The organism is Chryseobacterium sp. AC417 (genome assembly GCF_979258215.1).
Window position 1 is genome coordinate 1310433 of record NZ_OZ409845.1, and the last position, 19886, is coordinate 1330318.

The 19886-nt window shown below is 36.3% G+C and carries 18 protein-coding genes and 1 pseudogene; 18 read left to right on the plus strand and 1 reads right to left on the minus strand.

Annotated elements, in window-relative coordinates:
- Positions 1 to 127: 127 nt before the first annotated feature.
- Positions 128 to 2722, minus strand: a complete 2595-nt coding sequence (clpB, locus tag ACZZ9T_RS06375; protein WP_463441368.1) for an ATP-dependent chaperone ClpB — start codon at positions 2720 to 2722, stop codon at positions 128 to 130.
- Positions 2723 to 3069: 347 nt separating this feature from the next.
- On the opposite strand from clpB, the gene ACZZ9T_RS06380 reads away from it, so the two are divergent.
- The 18 genes and pseudogenes from ACZZ9T_RS06380 to ACZZ9T_RS06465 all read left to right on the plus strand — a co-directional run bounded on the left by ACZZ9T_RS06380 (position 3070) and on the right by ACZZ9T_RS06465 (position 19871).
- Complete coding sequence (locus ACZZ9T_RS06380; protein WP_463441369.1) at positions 3070 to 3642, plus strand: TetR/AcrR family transcriptional regulator; 573 nt, start codon at positions 3070 to 3072, stop codon at positions 3640 to 3642.
- Between the two features lie 94 nt (positions 3643 to 3736).
- Complete coding sequence (locus tag ACZZ9T_RS06385; protein ID WP_463430521.1) at positions 3737 to 4822, plus strand: 2Fe-2S iron-sulfur cluster-binding protein; 1086 nt, start codon at positions 3737 to 3739, stop codon at positions 4820 to 4822.
- A gap of 81 nt (positions 4823 to 4903) precedes the next feature.
- Positions 4904 to 5843: pseudogene (gene paaA, locus ACZZ9T_RS06390) on the plus strand (1,2-phenylacetyl-CoA epoxidase subunit PaaA).
- A 105-nt stretch (positions 5844 to 5948) separates the two neighbouring features.
- Positions 5949 to 6230, plus strand: a complete 282-nt coding sequence (gene paaB, locus ACZZ9T_RS06395; RefSeq protein ID WP_463430523.1) for a 1,2-phenylacetyl-CoA epoxidase subunit PaaB — start codon at positions 5949 to 5951, stop codon at positions 6228 to 6230.
- 89 nt (positions 6231 to 6319) lie between these two features.
- Entirely contained in the window at positions 6320 to 7069 is a 750-nt protein-coding gene (gene paaC / locus ACZZ9T_RS06400; RefSeq protein ID WP_463441370.1) for a 1,2-phenylacetyl-CoA epoxidase subunit PaaC, read from the plus strand.
- A 169-nt stretch (positions 7070 to 7238) separates the two neighbouring features.
- Positions 7239 to 7703, plus strand: coding sequence for a 1,2-phenylacetyl-CoA epoxidase subunit PaaD (gene paaD, locus ACZZ9T_RS06405; RefSeq protein WP_463441371.1), 465 nt, complete (start codon positions 7239 to 7241; stop codon positions 7701 to 7703).
- Positions 7704 to 7823: 120 nt separating this feature from the next.
- A complete protein-coding gene (locus ACZZ9T_RS06410; RefSeq protein WP_463441372.1) occupies positions 7824 to 8624 on the plus strand; it encodes an enoyl-CoA hydratase/isomerase family protein in 801 nt (266 codons plus the stop codon).
- A gap of 110 nt (positions 8625 to 8734) precedes the next feature.
- Positions 8735 to 9865 carry a 3-hydroxyacyl-CoA dehydrogenase NAD-binding domain-containing protein gene (locus tag ACZZ9T_RS06415; RefSeq protein ID WP_463441373.1) on the plus strand — a complete coding sequence of 377 codons (1131 nt, stop codon included), beginning with the start codon at positions 8735 to 8737 and terminating at the stop codon, positions 9863 to 9865.
- 88 nt (positions 9866 to 9953) lie between these two features.
- A complete protein-coding gene (locus tag ACZZ9T_RS06420; protein WP_463441374.1) occupies positions 9954 to 10367 on the plus strand; it encodes a PaaI family thioesterase in 414 nt (137 codons plus the stop codon).
- Positions 10368 to 10415: 48 nt separating this feature from the next.
- The gene (locus ACZZ9T_RS06425; RefSeq protein WP_116097637.1) at positions 10416 to 10769 is read left to right on the plus strand and encodes a four helix bundle protein; all 354 of its coding nucleotides are present in this window, start codon (positions 10416 to 10418) and stop codon (positions 10767 to 10769) included.
- 53 nt (positions 10770 to 10822) lie between these two features.
- Positions 10823 to 12031, plus strand: a complete 1209-nt coding sequence (gene pcaF, locus ACZZ9T_RS06430) for a 3-oxoadipyl-CoA thiolase (protein WP_463441375.1) — start codon at positions 10823 to 10825, stop codon at positions 12029 to 12031.
- A gap of 162 nt (positions 12032 to 12193) precedes the next feature.
- Positions 12194 to 12787, plus strand: coding sequence for an acyltransferase (locus ACZZ9T_RS06435; protein WP_463441376.1), 594 nt, complete (start codon positions 12194 to 12196; stop codon positions 12785 to 12787).
- 19 nt (positions 12788 to 12806) lie between these two features.
- On the plus strand, positions 12807 to 13634 hold the full coding sequence (locus ACZZ9T_RS06440) for an alpha/beta hydrolase (protein ID WP_463441377.1): 828 nt from the start codon (positions 12807 to 12809) through the stop codon (positions 13632 to 13634).
- A gap of 25 nt (positions 13635 to 13659) precedes the next feature.
- Entirely contained in the window at positions 13660 to 14490 is an 831-nt protein-coding gene (locus ACZZ9T_RS06445) for an alpha/beta hydrolase (protein WP_463441378.1), read from the plus strand.
- A 75-nt stretch (positions 14491 to 14565) separates the two neighbouring features.
- On the plus strand, positions 14566 to 17061 hold the full coding sequence (gene paaZ / locus ACZZ9T_RS06450; RefSeq protein ID WP_463441379.1) for a phenylacetic acid degradation bifunctional protein PaaZ: 2496 nt from the start codon (positions 14566 to 14568) through the stop codon (positions 17059 to 17061).
- Between the two features lie 305 nt (positions 17062 to 17366).
- Positions 17367 to 17897 carry an SMI1/KNR4 family protein gene (locus ACZZ9T_RS06455; RefSeq protein WP_463441380.1) on the plus strand — a complete coding sequence of 177 codons (531 nt, stop codon included), beginning with the start codon at positions 17367 to 17369 and terminating at the stop codon, positions 17895 to 17897.
- Positions 17898 to 18249: 352 nt separating this feature from the next.
- A complete protein-coding gene (locus tag ACZZ9T_RS06460) occupies positions 18250 to 19014 on the plus strand; it encodes an enoyl-CoA hydratase/isomerase family protein (protein WP_463441381.1) in 765 nt (254 codons plus the stop codon).
- A gap of 125 nt (positions 19015 to 19139) precedes the next feature.
- Complete coding sequence (locus ACZZ9T_RS06465; protein WP_463441382.1) at positions 19140 to 19871, plus strand: hypothetical protein; 732 nt, start codon at positions 19140 to 19142, stop codon at positions 19869 to 19871.
- Positions 19872 to 19886 lie beyond the last annotated feature (15 nt).

Here is a 19886-nt window from a genome sequence, read left to right on the forward strand (position 1 = left end):
AATAGGATATGTTTTTTCCCTAAGCTTAAAATTCCGTGATTTTACGGTACTTTTAAAATAAAATAACCGCAAATTTTAGTTTGCGGTTATTTCTTTAAAAATAATATATATGAAAAAAACTACTCTGTTATTTGTCTAATGGTCTGAAAACCAAACCTGTTTCCTCAAAATAATCTAAAGTGATTCTGTCCCCGTCATTCACGGTTCCTGCAAGGATTTCTCTTGATAATTTATTCAGAACTTCCTGCTGAATTACTCTTTTCAAAGGTCTTGCTCCAAAGCTTGGGTCGTAACCTTTATTGGTCAGATAATCCAAAGCATCCTGTGTTGCTGTCATAATGATGTTTCGTTTTAACAACAAATCATTGAAACCTCTCAACTGATACTGAACGATTTTTCCGATTTCTTTTTTTCTTAAAGGCTGGAACAATACCGTTTCATCAATTCTGTTCAAAAATTCTGGACGCAAAGTTTGTTTTAATAAGCCGAAAACTTCAATTTTAGTTTTGTCAACAATTTCATCTTGATTTTCCTCAGTGATATCTTCAAAATTCTCCTGAATGATGTGCGAACCGAGATTCGAAGTCATAATGATAATCGTGTTTTTAAAATTTACCACTCTGCCTTTATTATCTGTTAATCTTCCGTCATCCAAAACCTGCAGCAAAGTATTGAAAACATCAGGATGCGCTTTTTCAATTTCATCTAAAAGCACAACTGAGTAAGGTCTTCTTCTCACTGCTTCCGTTAATTGTCCACCTTCATCGTAACCCACATATCCAGGAGGCGCACCAACAAGCCTGGACACGCTGTGTCTTTCCTGATATTCACTCATATCAATTCTCGTCATATTGTTTTCGTCATCGAAAAGGAATTCTGCTAAAGCTTTTGCCAGCTCAGTTTTACCAACACCGGTTGTTCCTAAAAACAAGAAACTTCCGATTGGTTTTTTCTCGTCGCTCAATCCCGCTCTGTTTCTTCTGATCGCATCTGAAACCGCCTGGATTGCTTCCTCCTGACCTACAACTCTGTGATGAAGTTCGGTTTCCAGATGTAATAATTTTTCTCTTTCAGACTGTAGCAATTTGGTAACAGGAATTCCTGTCCATTTTCCGATCACTTCCGAGATATTTTCCGAGGTCACTTCTTCTTTAATCAATTCATTCTGATGGTTTTGCATTTCCAGTTCGAGTTTTTGCAAAGCATCTTCTTTTTCCTTGATTTTCCCATACTGTATTTCAGCAACTTTTGCATAATCTCCTGCTCTTGAAGCTCTTTCGGCTTCCAGTTTCAGAGATTCAATATCTTTTTTAATGGATGTAAGATCCTCAGATTTTTGTTTTTCCTTCAGCCATTTTGCATTAATTTCATTTCGTTGTTCAGAAATTTTTGAAATATCTTCTTTCAAATGGTCAATTTTCGTCTGATTTCCTTCTCTTGAGATGGCTGCCAATTCAATTTCCATCTGCATCAGTTTTCTGTCGAGAACATCAAGTTCTTCAGGTTTCGAATTGATTTCCATTCTCAATTTTGCCGAAGCTTCATCAATCAGATCAATCGCTTTATCCGGTAAAAATCGGTCTGAAATATATCGCTGAGACATTTCTACCGCAGCAATAATAGCTTCATCTTTGATTCTTACTTTATGATGTGCTTCATATTTATCTTTAATCCCACGAAGAATGGAGATGGCAGATTCCGTATCAGGTTCTTCCACCATCACTTTCTGGAAACGTCTTTCTAATGCTTTATCTTTTTCAAAATATTTTTGATATTCATTCAAAGTTGTGGCTCCGATCGCTCTTAATTCTCCTCTTGCCAACGCGGGTTTCAGAATATTGGCGGCATCCATTGCACCTTCGCCACCTCCGGCTCCTACCAAAGTATGGATTTCATCGATGAAAAGAATAATTTGTCCGTTCGACTTTGTGACCTCGTTGATCACAGATTTCAAGCGTTCTTCAAATTCACCTTTGTATTTTGCTCCGGCAATCAAAGCTCCCATATCTAAGGAATACAAGGTTTTATCCTGTAAGTTTTCAGGAATGTCTCCGGAAATAATTCTGTGCGCAATTCCTTCAGCAATGGCAGTTTTACCCACTCCGGGTTCACCAATCAGAATCGGATTATTTTTAGTTCTTCTGGAAAGAATCTGCAAAACTCTTCTGATTTCCTCGTCACGACCGATGACGGGATCAAGTTTTCCTTCTGCAGCGAGTTCGTTGAAGTTTTTTGCGTATTTTTTTAAGGATTGATACGTTTCTTCTGAGCTTGCAGAATTCGCAGTACTTCCTTTTCTTAATTCTTTAATTGCGCCTTCCAAAAGACTTTTGGTTACGCCCAAATCTTTCAGTGTCTTAGAGACTTCGGAATTGGTTTCTAATAATGAAAGCCATAAATGTTCGATCGTCACGAATTCATCTCCCATTTTTTTGGCGATGTTGGGTGCATCAAGCAAAACTTTGTTGGCAGATTGTGAAAGGTAAATATTTCCACCCTGTACTTTTGGCAGTTTTGCAAGATTTTCACGGTTTCGCTCTCTTACCAAAGTGGCGTCTGCTTCAGATTTTTTTAGCAGGAAAGGCGATATATTTTCATCTATTTGAAAAATTCCTTCCAAAAGATGTTGAGGTTCTATTTGCTGGTTGCCAAGTTCCATTGCTACTTGCTGAGCGGCCTGGATGGCTTCCTGTGATTTTACGGTATATTGATTTAAGTTCATATCGTGTATATTTTGGTTTTGTTGTCAATATAAGATTTCAGACATCAGATTTCAGACCATAAGAGTCTAATAAGTGCTAATTTTAAATCGAATTTCTAAATTCTGATGTCCTTAAATCCTATTTAATCATTTAATTCACTTAACTGATCGCAAAAAGTATTCTATTATTGAATTTATAAATTTTTAAGACAAATTTTCCGAATATTGTATTTTTATGATTATTTTTATTGACAAATTTTCCGAAAAAGAGGTTTACACCATAATTTTTACGGTATATTTTGACATTCGTATGTTATCAATTTTCAGAAATAAATTTTAAATCAGAATAGTTACTTTTGTATTACATCATGGAGCTTAAAGAAAAACAAAAGAAAATTTTAGACGTTGCGGTAGAACTTTTTAAAGAAAAAGGTTATATGGGCAGTTCTGTAAGAGATTTGGCAACAAGACTGAACATCAAAGCTGCTTCTTTATACGCACACATCCGTTCAAAAGAAGAAATTCTGGAATGGATTTGCTTTGGAATCGCTCATGAATTTTTTGCGCAGCTTCAGGAAATCAAAAATACCGATGTTCCTCCTACAGAAAAATTGAATTTATTTATCGACAAACATTTATCTGTGGTTCTTGAAAACCGGGATGTTACTCACATCTATTCCAATGAATGGAAACATTTGGACGGTCGACTTCCTGAATTTGTCGAAATGAGAAAAAATTATCAGCTGGAAGTCGAAAAATTGCTGATTGAAATCTATAAGGCCGAAAACTGGGAATTGAAATCTCCTGCTTTTACGACAAGATTTATTCTTCATACTTTAAACAATTCTTATTTCTGGTTTAAAAGAAATGTAGAATCTACCGTTGAAATTAAAGATGAAATCAGGAACAAAATACTTTTCGGTCTTATAGGAAAATCATAGAATATCAAAGAATTATAAAAATTTTGTCATCACAGAAAATATTTTTACATTTGTACCTAACAAGTGTTAGTTAGTTTTATTTAGCATATCAAAAATGAATTCATTTTATAAATTAAAAACTGTAAAAGTTCAGAAAGATACCAATGATGCTGTAAATGTAGCGTTAGAAATTCCTGAGGAGCTGAAAGATAAATTCAGGTTCAAACAAGGGCAGTATCTGAACTTTAAACTCATGGTAAACGGTAATGAAGAACGCCGTTCTTACTCTATCTGCAATGCGCCGAGCGAAAAAAGCAATACGCTTGAAGTTCTGGTAAAGCTTTTAGAAAACGGAAAAGTTTCAGGATATTTCAATGAGCATCTTCATATGGATGAATTGCTGGAAGTAATGCCTCCGATGGGCGGTTTCAATACTTCTTATCATCCGACCAACACAAAAACCTATGTTGGATTAGCAGCCGGAAGCGGAATCAGCCCGATTCTTTCTAACTTAAAAGAAAGTCTTTACCAGGAGCCCAACTCAAACGCCTATCTTTTCTACAGCAACAGAAGCATGAATCATGTGATGAAAAAAGCTGAGATAGATGCATTGGTAGAGCAGTTCAACGGCAGGCTGAAAGTAGTTTATCTGGTAAGCCGTGAAAAACACGCAGACCCTATTTTTGAAGGAAGAATTTCTCCGGAAAAATTAGAACATTTGTTTGAAAGATATACAGACATTGACATCAAAGAAGCTACTTATTTTATTTGCGGACCTTCTGATATGATCAAAGGGATTTCTGACTATTTGAAAAAAGAAAAGAAAGTTCCTGCCATTCAGGTTTTGTTTGAATATTTCTCGGCTCCGGATGAAGAAGATTCTGCGGAAATGAGTGATGAATTCAAGGCAATTGCCAATATTGAAAGTATGGTAACGGTGATTATCGATGATGATGAATATTCGTTCCATTTGAATTCAAAAAAAGAGAGTATCTTAGATAAAGCATTGAAAGACAATCTCCCCGTACCTTTCGCTTGTAAAGGAGGAGTTTGCTGTACGTGTAAAGCGGAAGTTCTCGAAGGAGAAGTTTTCATGGAGAAAAATTTCGCATTGACCGAAGACGAAGTAGCCAGAGGTTTTGTTCTGACTTGCCAGTGTCATCCGACGACCAATGTGGTGATGCTAAATTATGATGTATAATTAATGTAACAATTTACCAGTTTACCGATGTAACAATCATTGGTACATTGCTAGACTGATACATTGCTAAATTGAAAAATTATGGACTTAGAAAAATTCGTACAATACGTACACGACGAAAATAAAGTAGAACCAAAAGATGTAATGCCCGATGATTACAGAAAATTATTGGTTCGTCAGATTTCACAGCACGCACATTCTGAGATTGTCGGAATGTTGCCGGAAGCAAACTGGGTTTCCAGAAGCACCTTCATTAAGAAGAAAAATGGCTCTTTTGGCTAAAGTACAGGATGAAGCAGGTCACGGTTTATACCTGTATTCTGCCACCGAAACGTTAGGAAACGGAACAATCAGAGCAGACAGAGATGCAACCTATGAAGATATGCTGGAAGGAAAAGCAAAATACTCAAGTATTTTCAATTATCCTACTTTGAGCTGGGCAGATATTGGTGCAATCGGTTGGTTAGTTGATGGTGCAGCGATTATGAATCAAGTTATGTTGATGGGGAATTCTTACGGTCCTTACTCCAGAGCGATGGTAAAAATCTGTAAAGAAGAATCTTTTCACCAAAGACAGGGGTATGAAATTTTGATGGCACTTTGCCGTGGTACAAAACAGCAGAAAGAAATGGCTCAGGCTTCGTTAAACCGTTTCTGGTGGCCGGCTTTGATGATGTTTGGTCCGAATGACGACAGTTCGCCAAACTCAAAAATCTCAATGAATTACAGAGTGAAAAGAGAAAGTAACGACAGTCTTCGTCAGAGATTTATTGACGTTACGGTTTCTCAGGCTGAATTTTTAGGCTTAACCGTTCCTGATAAAGATCTGAAATGGAATGAGGAAAGACAACATTACGATTTCGGGGAACTTCCTTGGGGTGAATTCATGGAAATCTTAAAAGGAAACGGGCCTTGCAACAAAAAAAGATTGCAGACCAAAGTAAAAGCGCAGCAGGAAAACCTATGGGTAAAAGAAGCGGCGATTGCTTTTGCTGAGAAACAAGAAAAAATTTCGATATAACAATATACCAATGTAAAAATGTAACAATCATTGTCATGCTGAGCTTGTCGAAGCATTTCATTGGTAAACTGGTACATTGATACATTGTTAAATTTAATTTTATTTATGGCAAATTTAGATGTGTGGGAAGTGTTTATTCAGACTAAACCGGGATTATCTCACAAACACGTTGGAATTGTACAGGCACCAACAGCAGAAATGGCTTTGCAGAACGCAAGAGACGTTTATACAAGAAGAAAGGAAGGAACTTCTGTTTGGGTAGTTCCAAGTAAATATATGGTTACTTCGGAAGGAATAGACAAAGAAGCATTTTTCGATCCGGCTGATGACAAATTATACCGTCACCCGACGTTCTACGATATTCCAAACGATGTGAAAAATATGTAATTAATAAAGATTTTAAGATGTGAGATATAAGATAATAGACTTATTGTCAATCTGAAATCTAATATCTGAAATCTGAAATCTACTAAACAATGAACCCATTATATAATTATTTATTAAAACTAGCGGACGACAGTTTCATTATGGGACAGCGTTTATCTGCGTGGTGCGGTGAAGGTCCTTATCTGGAGGAAGATATTGCATTGACGAATATTGCTTTGGATGAACTTGGGCAAGCCAACAATTTTTATGTTTACGCTTCAAGAGTTGCCGATAACGGAAAAAGTGAAGATGACCTGGCTTTCCTTAGATACGAGCACGAATATCTGAATGCACACTGGACAGAACTTCCCAACGAAGATTATGCTCAGACCATTCTGAAAGTATATGTTTTTTCTGTGTATCAGAAATTAATGTATGAAGCTTTGTCAAACTCAACGGACGAAGAACTTTCTGCCATCGCTCAGAAATCTTTGAAAGAGGTAAGATATCATTACACTCATGCCGCTTCATGGATGAAAATTTTCGGACAGGGAACAGAAGAAAGTAAAATGCGTCTGGAAAGATCCATCGAAAACATCTGGGAATATACCAAAGGTTTATTTGCAAAAACAGAAGGTGAAGATGATTTAATTGCTTTAAATATCGCTCCGAATGTTGATGCTTTGTATGAAGACTTCCTTTCGATTACAACAAAAGATTTTGCAGATTTTGGTTTGGAATATCCTGCAAATCCTTTCATGCAGCCAAAATCAAGAACAGGATACCATACAGAATATTTCGGATTTATGCTTTGTGAATTGCAGTATATGCAGAGAGCGTATCCGGGATGTACGTGGTAGGTTTTTGAATGTAACAATGTAGCAGTTTATCAATGTAACAATTTGAACTGGCATTGGAATTATATTTTGTTGACTTTGCTGAGTGAAACGCCTTTGCGAACTTAAAAGCAGTTAGTAGTTAAAAAAATCTTAGCACACTTTGCGTTAAAAACTTTGAGATAAAAGAAGATTGAAAAATCCTTTAGAAATATTAGAATTAGTCCCCGATCCGGAAATTCCGGTAATCAATATCGTGGAATTGGGCATTGTAAGAGAAGCGAAAGTGACGAGCGAGAATTCTTGTGAAATAACGATTACTCCTACTTATTCTGCCTGTCCCGCAATGTTTACCATTGAGGAAGACATCATCAAGATCATGAAGGAAAACGGATGGGATGCAAAAGTAGTCACCAAAATGTTTCCGATCTGGACCACAGACTGGTTGACAGATGAAGCGAGAGAAAAACTTCATGTGTATGGAATTTCGCCGCCCGAAAAAGGAGCAGACGAAAATCACATCGGGAAACCCAAAAAATGTCCTCGTTGTGGTTCTATGAATTCTAAGCAGATCAGCAGATTCGGGTCTACTTTATGTAAGGCCTCTTATCAATGTCTGGATTGTTTGGAACCTTTTGATTATTTCAAATGCCACTAAAATTAATGTAATCATCTAGAAATGTAACAATTTTGAATGCTGTAAATATTGTTATTAGGCTAAACTCATACTTTGCCACATTTTTATATGTAAATTTACATTAATCATAAAATTAAAACTATGTACACACAACTCGATATTGAATCGCATTTTGACGGAAAATTAAAAATCGCTTATCTCAATCAACCTGATACGATGAATGCTTTAACGAAGCCTTCGTTGTCAGATTTGAGAGATTTTGTAAAAGAGTGCAGTAATGATCCTACGGTAAGATGTGTTGCCATTTCAGGAAGAGGAAAAGCGTTCTGCTCTGGTCAGAACCTGGATGATGCATTTGTTCAGGGCAACGAACATCACGATAACGAGATCATCAGAAGAATTGTAACCGATTATTACAATCCATTGGTGTTAGAAATTACGCGTTGCAAAAAACCTGTTGTTGCTTTGGTAAACGGTCCTGCAGTGGGAGCCGGTGCAATGTTGGCGTTGATTTGTGACTTCGTTTTAGCAAGTGATAAAGCATATTTTGCTCAGGCATTCTCCAATATAGGTTTGATTCCTGATACAGGCGGAACTTATTTTTTGCCTAAATTATTGGGAAGACAATTGGCAAACTATTTAGCATTTACCGGTAAAAAATTATCGGCTGAAGAATCAAAATCTTATGGTTTGGTTGCTGAGGTTTTCACTGAAGAAGAATTCAATTCAAAATCAATGGAAATTTTAGAGAAAGTTTCCAATATGCCGACTGTTGGTTTAAAATTAACCAAAAAAGCCTTTGCAAATTCGTATAATAATACTTTGAAGGAACAGTTGGAACTGGAAGGAGATTTACAGCAGGAAGCTGCCGAAACGGAAGATTTCAAAGAAGGAGTAAGTGCATTTTTACAAAAAAGAAAACCTAATTATTTGGGAAAATAAGAATTAATATAACAATGTACCAATGTAGCAGTTTACCAATGAAATGCTTCAACAAGTTCAGCATGACAGGGCGTAATTGTTACATTGTTACATTGATACACGGTTAGATTATGAATATAGGAATTATCGGTGCAGGAACAATGGGAATTGGCATTGCTCAAGTAGCCGCAACCAACGGATGTAAAGTTTGGGTCTATGATGCCAATGCAAAACAGGTAGAAACGGCAACTGTAGGTTTAGAAAAAACCTTAACCAGATTGGTAGACAAACAGAAGATTTCGTCAGAGACAATGGTCGAAATTTTATCTAATATTTCCATTGCGACAGAATTGAAGGACTTCAAGGATTGCGGGTTGATCATTGAAGCCATCATCGAAAATAAAGAAATAAAGACTAAAGTTTTCACAGAATTAGAGAAACATATTTCAGAAAGCTGTGTGATTGCTTCCAATACATCATCCATATCCATCACTTCTCTCGGTGCAGAATTGCAAAAACAGGAGCGTTTTATAGGGATTCACTTTTTCAATCCGGCTCCTTTAATGCCTTTGGTTGAAATTATTCCGTCTTTACTTACCGAAAAATCTTTAGCCGAAAAAATGTACAATCTTATGAAGGATTGGGGCAAAACGCCTGTGATTGCCAAAGATATTCCCGGCTTCATTGTCAACAGAATTGCTCGTCCCTATTACGGTGAGGCATTAAGAATTGTTGAAGAAAACATTGCCACTATAGAACAGGTTGATGATGCGATGAAAACAATCGGAAACTTCAAAATGGGTCCTTTTGAATTGATGGATTTAATCGGTGTTGATGTGAATTTCTCTGTTACCACAACGGTTTACAAAGAATATTTCTACGACCCGAAATACAAACCATCTCTTCTACAGCAAAGAATGTCTGAAGCAAAACTTCACGGCAGAAAAACAGGAAAAGGATTTTACGATTATGCTGACGGCGCTGTAAAAACAGAACCAACGAAAGACAACGCTCTTTATCAACCAATCTTTTTAAGAATTATTTCAATGCTGATCAACGAAGCTGTAGAAGCAAAAAGATTAGGAATTGCAAGCGATGAAGACTTAGAATTGGCAATGCAGAAAGGCGTAAACTATCCAAAAGGATTATTGGCTTGGGGAAAAGAAATCGGTTATGCAAAAATCTCAGAAGCTCTGCAGAATCTTTATGAAGAATATCAGGAAGAGAGATACAGACAAAGCCCTTTGTTAAGAAAAATGTAAAAAATACATCCATGTAACAATCACCTACTGTCATGCTGAACTTGTCGAAGCATCAATTGGTAAAATGTTACACTGTTAAATTAAATTTATGACACCAAGACAGGTTGCAGAATATATGCTCGATCAGGATTATTTTTCCCAATGGATGAATATCAAAATCATCGAAGTCAAAGAAAACTATTGTTTGATAGAAATGCCCATCAAAAAAGATATGATTAATGGGCTTAAAACTGTTCACGGAGGCGTTACGTTTGCTTTTGCAGATTCTGCACTGGCATTTTCATCCAACAATTCCGGAGAAGCTGCTGTTGCACTGAATTGTATCATCAATTTTACCAAAGCAGGAAAAGAAGGCGATATTTTTAGAGCAGAAAGCATTTTGGTCAACAATACAAGAAAAACGGCCATCTACGACATCAAAATTACCAATCAGAATGATGAGTTGGTTGCAAAATTTGTGGGAACAGTTTATAAAATTGGAAAAAAAGTAACGGAGCTCTAAGCTCAATCTAGCCATGTAATAATTTACCAATCTAACAATTTAATAATGATGATCAATTTTGAAAATAATCCATTAATTCAGAAAACAGTCCAGTTTTCGTTGGATATTATTGAATTCTGTGAATTGTTAGAGGAGAAAAGAAAATTTGTTATTGCAAAACAATTGTTACGCTCTGGAACAAGCATTGGTGCAAATGCATTTGAAGCACAAAATCCTCATAGTAAAAATGATTTTATCAACAAGATAAAAATTTCAGCCAAAGAATTGGAAGAAACCAAATATTGGCTTTATCTGTGTAAACATTCCAAAAATTATCCATTTGATGAAAAACTAGAACACCAAATTGTAGAATTAGGAAAAATTATTTATAAAATATTAAGTACAAGTTTAAATAAAAATTAAGGCATTTAACATTGTTATACTGTTAGATTGCTACATTGTTAAATTGAAATATCATGAACAACGTATATATCATAGATTACATCAGAACTCCCATTTCAAAATTAGGTGGAGGTCTGTCAGAAGTGAGAGCTGATGATTTGGCAGCAATCGTTTTGAAAGAAATTGTTGCAAGAAACCCTGAAGTTCCTGTTGAGGAAATTGAAGATGTTATTTTCGGGTGCGCAAATCAAGCGGGTGAAGACAACAGAAACGTTGCAAGAATGGGACTTTTATTGGCCGGACTTCCGTATAAGATTGGAGGGGAAACCGTCAACAGATTATGTGCTTCAGGAATGTCGGCGGTTGCCAATGCTTTCCGTTCTATAGCAGCCGGAGAAGGTGAAATTTATATTGCTGGTGGAGTAGAACACATGACGCGTTCACCTTACGTAATGTCAAAACCAAGTACAGCTTTCGGGAGAGACAGCCAGATGTTTGATACCACTTTCGGATGGAGATTTGTAAATCCAAAAATGAAAGAAATGTACGGCGTTGACGCAATGGGAGACACCGCTGAAAACTTAGCAGAAATGCACAACATCAACCGTGAAGATCAGGATAAATTTGCGCTGTGGTCACAACAAAAAGCAACAAAAGCACAGGAAAGCGGAAGACTGGCGGAAGAAATTGTAAACGTTGAAATTCCGCAAAAAAAAGGCGAACCAAAAATTTTCGATAAAGACGAATTTATCAAGCCAACATCTTCAATGGAAGGTTTAGGGAAACTGCGTCCGGCTTTCAGAAAAGAAGGCGGAACCGTAACTGCAGGAAATGCTTCCGGAATGAATGACGGAGCAGCAGCTCTTATTTTAGCAAGTGAGGAAGCGGTAAAAAAATATGGTTTACAACCGAAAGCTAAGATTTTAGGATCTTCAGTTGCCGGTGTTGAACCAAGAATCATGGGAATTGGTCCGGTTGAAGCGGCTCAGAAATTATTAAAAAGACTGAATCTTTCATTAGAAGATATGGATGTTATCGAATTGAACGAAGCTTTTGCTGCTCAATCTTTGGCGGTAACCAGAAGTTTAGGTTTACAGGATGATGATTCAAGAGTCAATCCAAATGGAGGAGCAATTGCAATCGGTCATCCGCTTGGAGTTTCCGGAGCTAGAATCATTGGTTCTGCGGCAATTGAGCTACAGAAACAAAATAAAAAATATGCGTTATGTACGCTTTGTATCGGTGTCGGTCAAGGGTATGCAATGGTGATTGAAAAAGTATAACTTTTTCAATAATGTAACAATATAACAGTATAACAATGTACCAATATGACAATGTATGAATGTACCAATTTTACACACTATCATGCTGAACTTGTCGAAGAATCTCAATTGGTAAACTGTTAGATTGATACATTGTTAAATTAATTTTTTAATTAAAAAATTATGAATATTTACTCATATCACGGTATTCGTCCCATTATCAAATCATCCGCTTACGTTCATCCGCAAGCGGTAATCATCGGGAATGTAGAAATCGGCGAAGAGGTTTATATTGGTCCAAATGCTGTGATTCGTGGCGACTGGGGTAAAATTATCATCAAAGACGGGGCAAATGTTCAGGAAAACTGTACACTGCACGTTTTTCCGGGTATTGAAACCATTTTGGAAGAATCTGCACACATAGGTCACGGTGCTATTATTCATTCGGGACATATCGGTAGAAATTGTCTGGTTGGAATGAACGCTGTTGTGATGGACAAAGCCGTTATCGGTGATGAATGTATCATTGGAGCTTTAGCGTTTGTTCCTGCAAATTTCAGATGTGATGCAAGAAAGCTGATTGTCGGAAGTCCGGCAAAAATTATCCGTGATGTTTCTGATGAAATGATCAAATGGAAAACGGAAGGAACAAAACTTTATCAGGAATTGGCAAGAGAAGGGAAAGATGCGATTTTGCCTTGCGAACCATTTACAGAATATGTACAGCAGATTCCTACGAAAGTTGTTGATTACAGCATTTGGGATGATGTGAAATAATTGAGCTTCAAAATTTAATATGTTAAAAAAACTTCTCATTTCCTTCAGTATTCTGTTTGTATTTCACTTCATGGTTTCTGCCCAGAATGGAAATGTAAAACCATTAACGATTGGAGAAATCAGAACATTTAAGTCTAAAATCTTAAACGAAGAAAGAACCTTAAACATCTATCTTCCACAGAATTTTGATAAAACAAAATCTTATCCGATCATTTATCTTCTGGATGGAAGCATGAATGAAGATTTTATTCACGTGACAGGATTGGTTCAGTTCTTCAATTTAATGTATGCAATGCCGGAAACGATTGTAGTAGGAATTGCCAATGTCGACAGGAAAAAAGACTTCACTTTTCATACAGATTTAAAAGATTTACAAAAAGATTATCCTACGACGGGGCATTCGGAAAAGTTCATCAGTTTCCTTGAAAAAGAATTAAAGCCTTATATAGAAAGTCAGTTTAAAACTACCGATACTTATGTGTTCGGACAATCACTTGGCGGACTTTTGGCAACAGAGATTTTGTTGAAAAAACCTGAACTATTTAATCATTATTTTATCATCAGTCCGAGTTTGTGGTGGGATGATCAAAGTCTTTTGAAAAAGGCAGATCAGTTATTATCTAAAATTCAGGATACTAAGAAATTCATTTATATTTCTGTCGGAAAAGGGGAACATCCTGTCATGATAAAAGATGCAGAAAATCTATTCGATATTCTTAAAAAATCAAATAAAAAAAACTGGACGGTAGAATATAAAATGATGGAAACAGACAATCATGCAACAATTCTTCACAGAAGTTTGTATGAAGGTTTGGTGAAAATGTTTCCTTATCAGGAACCCAAATAACTTATTTTATCAAAATAGTAGTAATATGAAATGTACATTCTGCATAGTTTTCTTAATGGGTCTGATGATAAGCAGCTGCAAATCAACGGCTGTTTATAAGGATGTTTCATTTACTCAAAACAATGCAGGAGAAGAAGTTAAATTGAATGTTTTCGCTCCAAAAAAGGCTGTTAATAAAAAATATCCTGTACTCATCTTTGTACATGGAGGAAATTGGAATACAGGTGATAAAAAAACATATAATTTGATGGGTAAAAATTTTGCCCGTAAAAACATCATTGCAGTTATTCCAAATTATACCTTAAGTCCGAAGGCAGATGTCGATCAGATGACAAAAGAAATAGCAGCGGCTATACAATTCACAAAAGCAAATGCTCAAAAATATAATGGAGATTCTCAGCAGATATTTGTTTCAGGTCATTCGGCGGGCGGTCAATTGGCAGCTTCTGCAGTGATGAATCCGAAATATAATATTCCTGAAAATACGGTTTCCGGTATTATTTTAATTGATGCTGCAGGAATTGATATGAAAAACTATTTAGAAAAAAATCCTCCAACCGCAGAAAATAATTATGACGCTACATGGAGCAAAAATCCGGAAAAATGGAAAGAGGCATCTCCCATCTATTTTATCAATGAAAAGACTCCGCCCTTTTTAATTTATGTAGGCGAAAAAACATATCCCTCGATTAAAGTTGCTAACGAAAATTTTCTGGAAGCACTTCATCCTTTTCAACCCAGTGTAAAACCTAAATTGATTAATAAAAAACATATTCCGATGGTCATACAATATTTTTTTCCGTGGAGTAAAAGATTTGATGAAGCTTTGGAATTTATAAAAACTTCGGAAAATTAATTTTAAAAAATAAATCTAAAGTGTATCAGTAATTGGTAAACGGTTAAATTGATACATTGTTAAATTAAAAACTATATGGAAAAATTAAAAAACTATATCCACGGCGAATGGGTAGAAGGTAACGGAAACGGAATCCCTTTATACAATGCTGTGACAGGAGAGCAGGTTGCCATTTCTGATACTGAAGGGCTTAATTTCGAACAGGCTCTTGATTACGGAAGAACAGTAGGTTACAAAAATCTTTCATCGATGACTTTCTATGATCGTGGAGAGATGCTGAAAAAAGTAGCGCTTTACCTTTTAGAAAGAAAGAAAAAATATTACGAATTATCATATAAAACAGGCGCAACCCACGCAGATTCCTGGGTAGACATCGAAGGAGGTTTCGGTACTTTCTTCACGTATTCAGGATTGGCAAAGAGAATGCTTCCGAACACGCCGTTTTGGGTAGATGGAGAAACTCAGAAGATTTCCGCCAACGGAACTTTCCTGGGAACTCATATTTTGACGCCAAGTGAAGGAGTTTCTGTGCAAATTAATGCGTATAACTTTCCTGTTTGGGGAATGCTGGAAAAATTATCAACTTCATTATTGGCGGGTGTTCCAAGTATTGTGAAGCCATCACCTTACGGTTCTTATTTAACCAATGCAGTTTTTCACGATATGATTGAAAGTGGAGTACTGCCTGAAGGTGCTCTTCAATTGGTTTGTGGCGAGCCGGGAAATATTCTGGATTATGTTCAGGATGGGGATTCTGTACTGTTCACGGGGTCTGCAACAACCGGTAGAAAACTAAAAGCATTGCCTTCTGTATCAGGAAATTCTGTTCGTTTCAACATGGAAGCCGATTCTTTGAACTGTTCAATTCTTGGATTGGATGCAAAACCTGGAACTCCCGAATTTGATTTATTCATCAAAGAAGTTCGTAACGAAATGACCACAAAATCTGGTCAGAAATGTACGGCAATCAGAAGAATTATCGTTCCTGAAAACTTAATTGGTGAGGTTCAGAATGCTTTATCTAAAGCTTTGGATCAGACAAAAATTGGAAACCCCTTAAGCAGAGATACAAGAATGGGTTCTTTGGTCGGAAAAGAGCAGTATGATGAGGTTTTAAGAAAAGTAAATATCTTAAAAACTGAAAATGAACTTGTTTATGACGGAAAGCACGAACTTATAGATGCAGATTATGAAAATGGTGCATTTATGAGTCCGAAATTGTTCTTAAACGATTCTCCTTTTACTAAAAATATATCTCACGATGTCGAAGCTTTTGGTCCGGTTTCTACTTTGATGCCTTATAAAGATGCGGAAGAAGCTGCAGCCTTGGCAAAAAGAGGAAAAGGAAGTTTGGTAGGCTCAATTGTTTCTCACGATGAAAATTTTGTTGCTGAAACTTCCTGGAAAATGGCTTCTCAGCACGGTAGAATTTTCGTGTTAAACAGAGACAACGCAAAAGAAAGTACAGGTCACGGTTCTCCACTTCCTACGTTAATGCACGGCGGTCCCGGAAGAGCAGGAGGCGGTGAGGAAATGGGCGGATTAAACGGTCTTCATTTCTTCCTTCAGAAAACAGCAATTCAGGGTTCACCGGATATTTTAACGGCGATTACAAAAGTTTATCAGCAAGGAGCAGAGAAAAAATTTGCAGACAAGCATCCTTTCCAGAAATATTTTGAAGATGTTGAGATTGGAGATTCTTTGGAAACAGCGGGAAGAACGGTTACGGATGCAGATATCGTGAATTTCTCAAACGTTTCTTGGGATCATTTTTACGCACACACCGATGCAACAAGTCTGAGCGGAACTATTTTCGATAAAACCGTTGCTCATGGATATTTTATTCTTTCTGCAGCAGCAGGATTGTTTGTTTCTGGTAAAAAAGGACCTGTTATCGCCAATTATGGGTTGGAAAATTGTTCCTTCTTCAAGCCTGTTTATGCGGGAGATACGATTACGGTTTATTTAACGGCAAAAGAAAAAATCAACCGTGGAGTAAAAGGCAGAAATATTCCTTCCGGTGTTGTGAAATGGCTGGTGGAAGTTGTCAATCAGAGAGATGAGGTGGTTTGTGTAGCTACGATTTTAACTTTAGTTGCAAAGCATTCGCCGTTTATTGATTTTAAAGTTCAGAATATTCAGAAAAAATTAAATGCACTTACGGAAAGAACTCAACCTGTTTTCGGGGATTTTACACCGCAACTGATGGTTGAACATTTAGAGGAAGTATTGAGAAACGGCTTCGGTGATTTGAAACCACAAGATTTTGACGAGATTCCTGCTGAGAAATTAGAGAAACTTCAGGATTGGTTGTACACCGACCAGAAGATTCGTCCGGGAGCGCAATATCCTTTATGGAAAGAAGGTGAAGTTCCGCAGAATAAAAATAAAAATCTGGATGAAGCGAAGTCGAAATTAATTGAAACTTTAAAAGAGTTTACAGTTTATTACAAAGAAAATCCTTTTGCAGAACATTATCATCCAAGGTTCGGGCATCTGAATAAAGAAATGATGGAGCTTTTCCAAAGAAAACATTTCACGCATCATTTTGAACAGTTTGGATTGGTTTAATTCAAATTATAAATAAAATTATCATCCCTTTTAGCTTTTACTGAAAGGGATTTTTTTTAATTTGAAACATTGTTCTTTAGATGAAGGTATAAAAATTCGATCTTTTTTATCATTTTAATTATCATGGAGAGAAATTAAATGTGAAATTATTGTAAATTTTATATTAGGAAATAAAAATAATTGAGAAACCATTTCAGGAGAAAAAACATTTTATGCATCATTTTAAATAGTTTGGATGGATTTAACATAAAATAGTTATAAATTTGTCACGGCAAATAAGCTCCCTTTTTCAATAAACTAATACTATGGATTTAAAATTTTTTAAAGACTTTGATCTTACAAATTTTTGGAGTGAATGTAGCTACTCTTCAAGAGATTACATTGAAGATGTACCGGATGAGGAAATGATTGAGTCGATTGAAAAAGAACTTGGATATAAACTCCCGGATTCTTACATTGAGTTAATGAGAATACAAAACGGCGGATTGGTCAACAGACCTTGCTTTCCAACCACTGAAAGTAATTCCTGGGCAGAAGACCATGTTGCAATGACGGGTTTTATGGGAATCGGAAGAACAAAAAAAAATTCGCTCTGCGGATCACTCGGAAGTCAGTTTATGATCGAAGAATGGGGTTACCCGGCAACCGGAATTTACATTGCAGATTGTCCTTCAGCAGGTCATGATATGATTTTGCTTGATTATACAAATTGTGGCAAAGATGGTGAACCTGAAGTGGTACACATAGACCAGGAATCTGAGTTTAAAAAGACATTTTTGGCAAAAGATTTTGAGACTTTCATTAAAGGTCTTGAGCCGGAAGAAAAATTCGATTAAGCAATATGATCTACTTCAATGTTCTCATTTCAGATGTGATATGATTATAAAGTTGTAAACATCTGAAAATTATAAAACAAAAACCTTTGAGAAATTTCAAAGGTTTAATCATTCATGTAATAGAATCATATGATGAAACTATTCTTAAGTTTTAATGGTTGATAGCTGATGATTGAAAACAAAAGTCTAAGATTTTGATGATTCATAGTGGTATTTAATTTACTTATTTTATTAAATTTTGATGTCATATACTTTGATATTTAATAAATTGATAAAAAGTAAGACTTTATTTATTTGTCCAAAGATTAATCTATTTTTGCACTAAATAATATCCAAACTATATTTTGAAAAAATGAGTGATTTTGTAACATCAGAAATTAAAAACAATATTGCGGAGATTACATTCGGAACGCAAAAGAGCAATGCTCTTCCGGGAGCAATTCTTGAAAAACTGGCTCAAACTATTTTAGACGAAGGCGCAAAAAATGAAGTAAAAGCTATTTTGGTAAAAAGTGAAGGAGAAAAAGCATTCTGTGCCGGTGCAAGTTTTGATGAGCTTCTGTCAATTGATGAGCTTGAAACCTCAACCAAGTTTTTCGGAGGTTTTGCTAAAGTGCTCAATGCAATGAGAAACTGCGGAAAAATAGTAATCGTAAGAGTACAGGGCAAAACTACAGGAGGTGGAGTAGGATTGGCTTGTGGTGCAGATTATTGTTTTGCAACCAAAGATGCTGCGTTGGCTTTAACGGAAATCAATCTGGGAATCGGACCCTTTGTAATCGGGCCTTACGTAGAAAGAAAAATCGGGAAATCTCAGTTTTCTGCAATAGCAATTGATGCAGATTTCAGATCTTCAGAATGGGCAGAGCAGCACAATATTTACCATTCAGTTTCTGAAACTATTGCCGAAATGGATTCAAAACTTGAAAAGTTTCTGAATACTTTAGCAACCAGAAGTGAGGACGCTTTAGCTTTAATCAAAAAAGTTTCGTGGGAAGGTACAGAGCACTTTAATGAATTGATGCCTGCAAGAATTCACATGAGCGCAAGTTTGATTTTGGAAGATTCGGCAAAGAAAAATATTGGAGCCATCAAAGAAAGATTAAGAGCCAAATAAAATTTCAGATATCATCATTATTGAAATAAACAAGGAAACCACTCTGTATAAAGGGTGGTTTTCCTCTATAAAGAAATGACCGGGCGAAGTAGTTTTGTATCAAATAATTTATAAAACTTTTTATTATGAAATCAAGATTTTTTTTATGCCTGATGTCTATCGCCACTTTGGTTTTAAGCTGTAAAAGTGATGACGACGAAGTTGTACCAGAGCCGGAAACATTTACCTACAGCGCAGTAACCGGAATGAGTACAGGAACTACTTCTGTTGCAGGAACTACTTCTCCGGCAGGATATAGCTGGAGTGAGGTTAAAGCGCCACAAAGCACTTGGGGACTTAACGGAACTGTAACCGACCGTATGCTTGCAGACGACTTCCAGATTCCTGCTGGTGAAAAATGGAACATTCAGAATTTTTATTTCTATGCTTATCAAACAAGTTTCGCAGGAGCTACATTTCCTGTAAATGAGTTTTACTTCGAAATTTATTCATCAGATCCTTCTGTAGCAGGAGCTGTAAAAGTATATGGAGATATAACCAGCAACCGTTATGTTTCTGCCGAAGAAACAAAATGGTACAGAATATTGCAGGGACAAACGGATAACACCACCAGAAAAATTTATAAAATGAAAATAAATGCGCCTGATCTTAATCTTGCTGCAGGTACTTATTGGATAAAATGGGGATCAAAAACTTCTACAGGAACTCATTTCTACCCACAATTACCTCATGATGCAGGTAAAGTAAACAATGCGCAGCAGTTTGTTGTTGCAAGCTCTACATGGGTAAATCTGGATGACGGCGGACAAAGAGTGAGTTTCCCATTTGAAATTTCAGGAACCAAACTTAAAAACTAATAATAATCAAAACCA

Bases quoted from the DNA above. Each gene is read 5' to 3' on its own strand.
- ACZZ9T_RS06420 (WP_463441374.1), top strand. From the start codon at position 9,954: ATGACACCAAGACAGGTTGCAGAATATATGCTCGATCAGGATTATTTT.
- ACZZ9T_RS06445 (WP_463441378.1), top strand. From the start codon at position 13,660: ATGAAATGTACATTCTGCATAGTTTTCTTAATGGGTCTGATGATAAGC.
- pcaF (WP_463441375.1), top strand. From the start codon at position 10,823: ATGAACAACGTATATATCATAGATTACATCAGAACTCCCATTTCAAAA.
- ACZZ9T_RS06460 (WP_463441381.1), top strand. From the start codon at position 18,250: ATGAGTGATTTTGTAACATCAGAAATTAAAAACAATATTGCGGAGATT.
- clpB (WP_463441368.1), bottom strand. From the start codon at position 2,722: ATGAACTTAAATCAATATACCGTAAAATCACAGGAAGCCATCCAGGCC.
- ACZZ9T_RS06415 (WP_463441373.1), top strand. From the start codon at position 8,735: ATGAATATAGGAATTATCGGTGCAGGAACAATGGGAATTGGCATTGCT.
- ACZZ9T_RS06455 (WP_463441380.1), top strand. From the start codon at position 17,367: ATGGATTTAAAATTTTTTAAAGACTTTGATCTTACAAATTTTTGGAGT.
- paaC (WP_463441370.1), top strand. From the start codon at position 6,320: ATGAACCCATTATATAATTATTTATTAAAACTAGCGGACGACAGTTTC.
- ACZZ9T_RS06410 (WP_463441372.1), top strand. From the start codon at position 7,824: ATGTACACACAACTCGATATTGAATCGCATTTTGACGGAAAATTAAAA.
- ACZZ9T_RS06435 (WP_463441376.1), top strand. From the start codon at position 12,194: ATGAATATTTACTCATATCACGGTATTCGTCCCATTATCAAATCATCC.
- ACZZ9T_RS06385 (WP_463430521.1), top strand. From the start codon at position 3,737: ATGAATTCATTTTATAAATTAAAAACTGTAAAAGTTCAGAAAGATACC.
- ACZZ9T_RS06425 (WP_116097637.1), top strand. From the start codon at position 10,416: ATGATCAATTTTGAAAATAATCCATTAATTCAGAAAACAGTCCAGTTT.
- paaB (WP_463430523.1), top strand. From the start codon at position 5,949: ATGGCAAATTTAGATGTGTGGGAAGTGTTTATTCAGACTAAACCGGGA.
- paaZ (WP_463441379.1), top strand. From the start codon at position 14,566: ATGGAAAAATTAAAAAACTATATCCACGGCGAATGGGTAGAAGGTAAC.
- ACZZ9T_RS06380 (WP_463441369.1), top strand. From the start codon at position 3,070: ATGGAGCTTAAAGAAAAACAAAAGAAAATTTTAGACGTTGCGGTAGAA.
- ACZZ9T_RS06465 (WP_463441382.1), top strand. From the start codon at position 19,140: ATGAAATCAAGATTTTTTTTATGCCTGATGTCTATCGCCACTTTGGTT.
- ACZZ9T_RS06440 (WP_463441377.1), top strand. From the start codon at position 12,807: ATGTTAAAAAAACTTCTCATTTCCTTCAGTATTCTGTTTGTATTTCAC.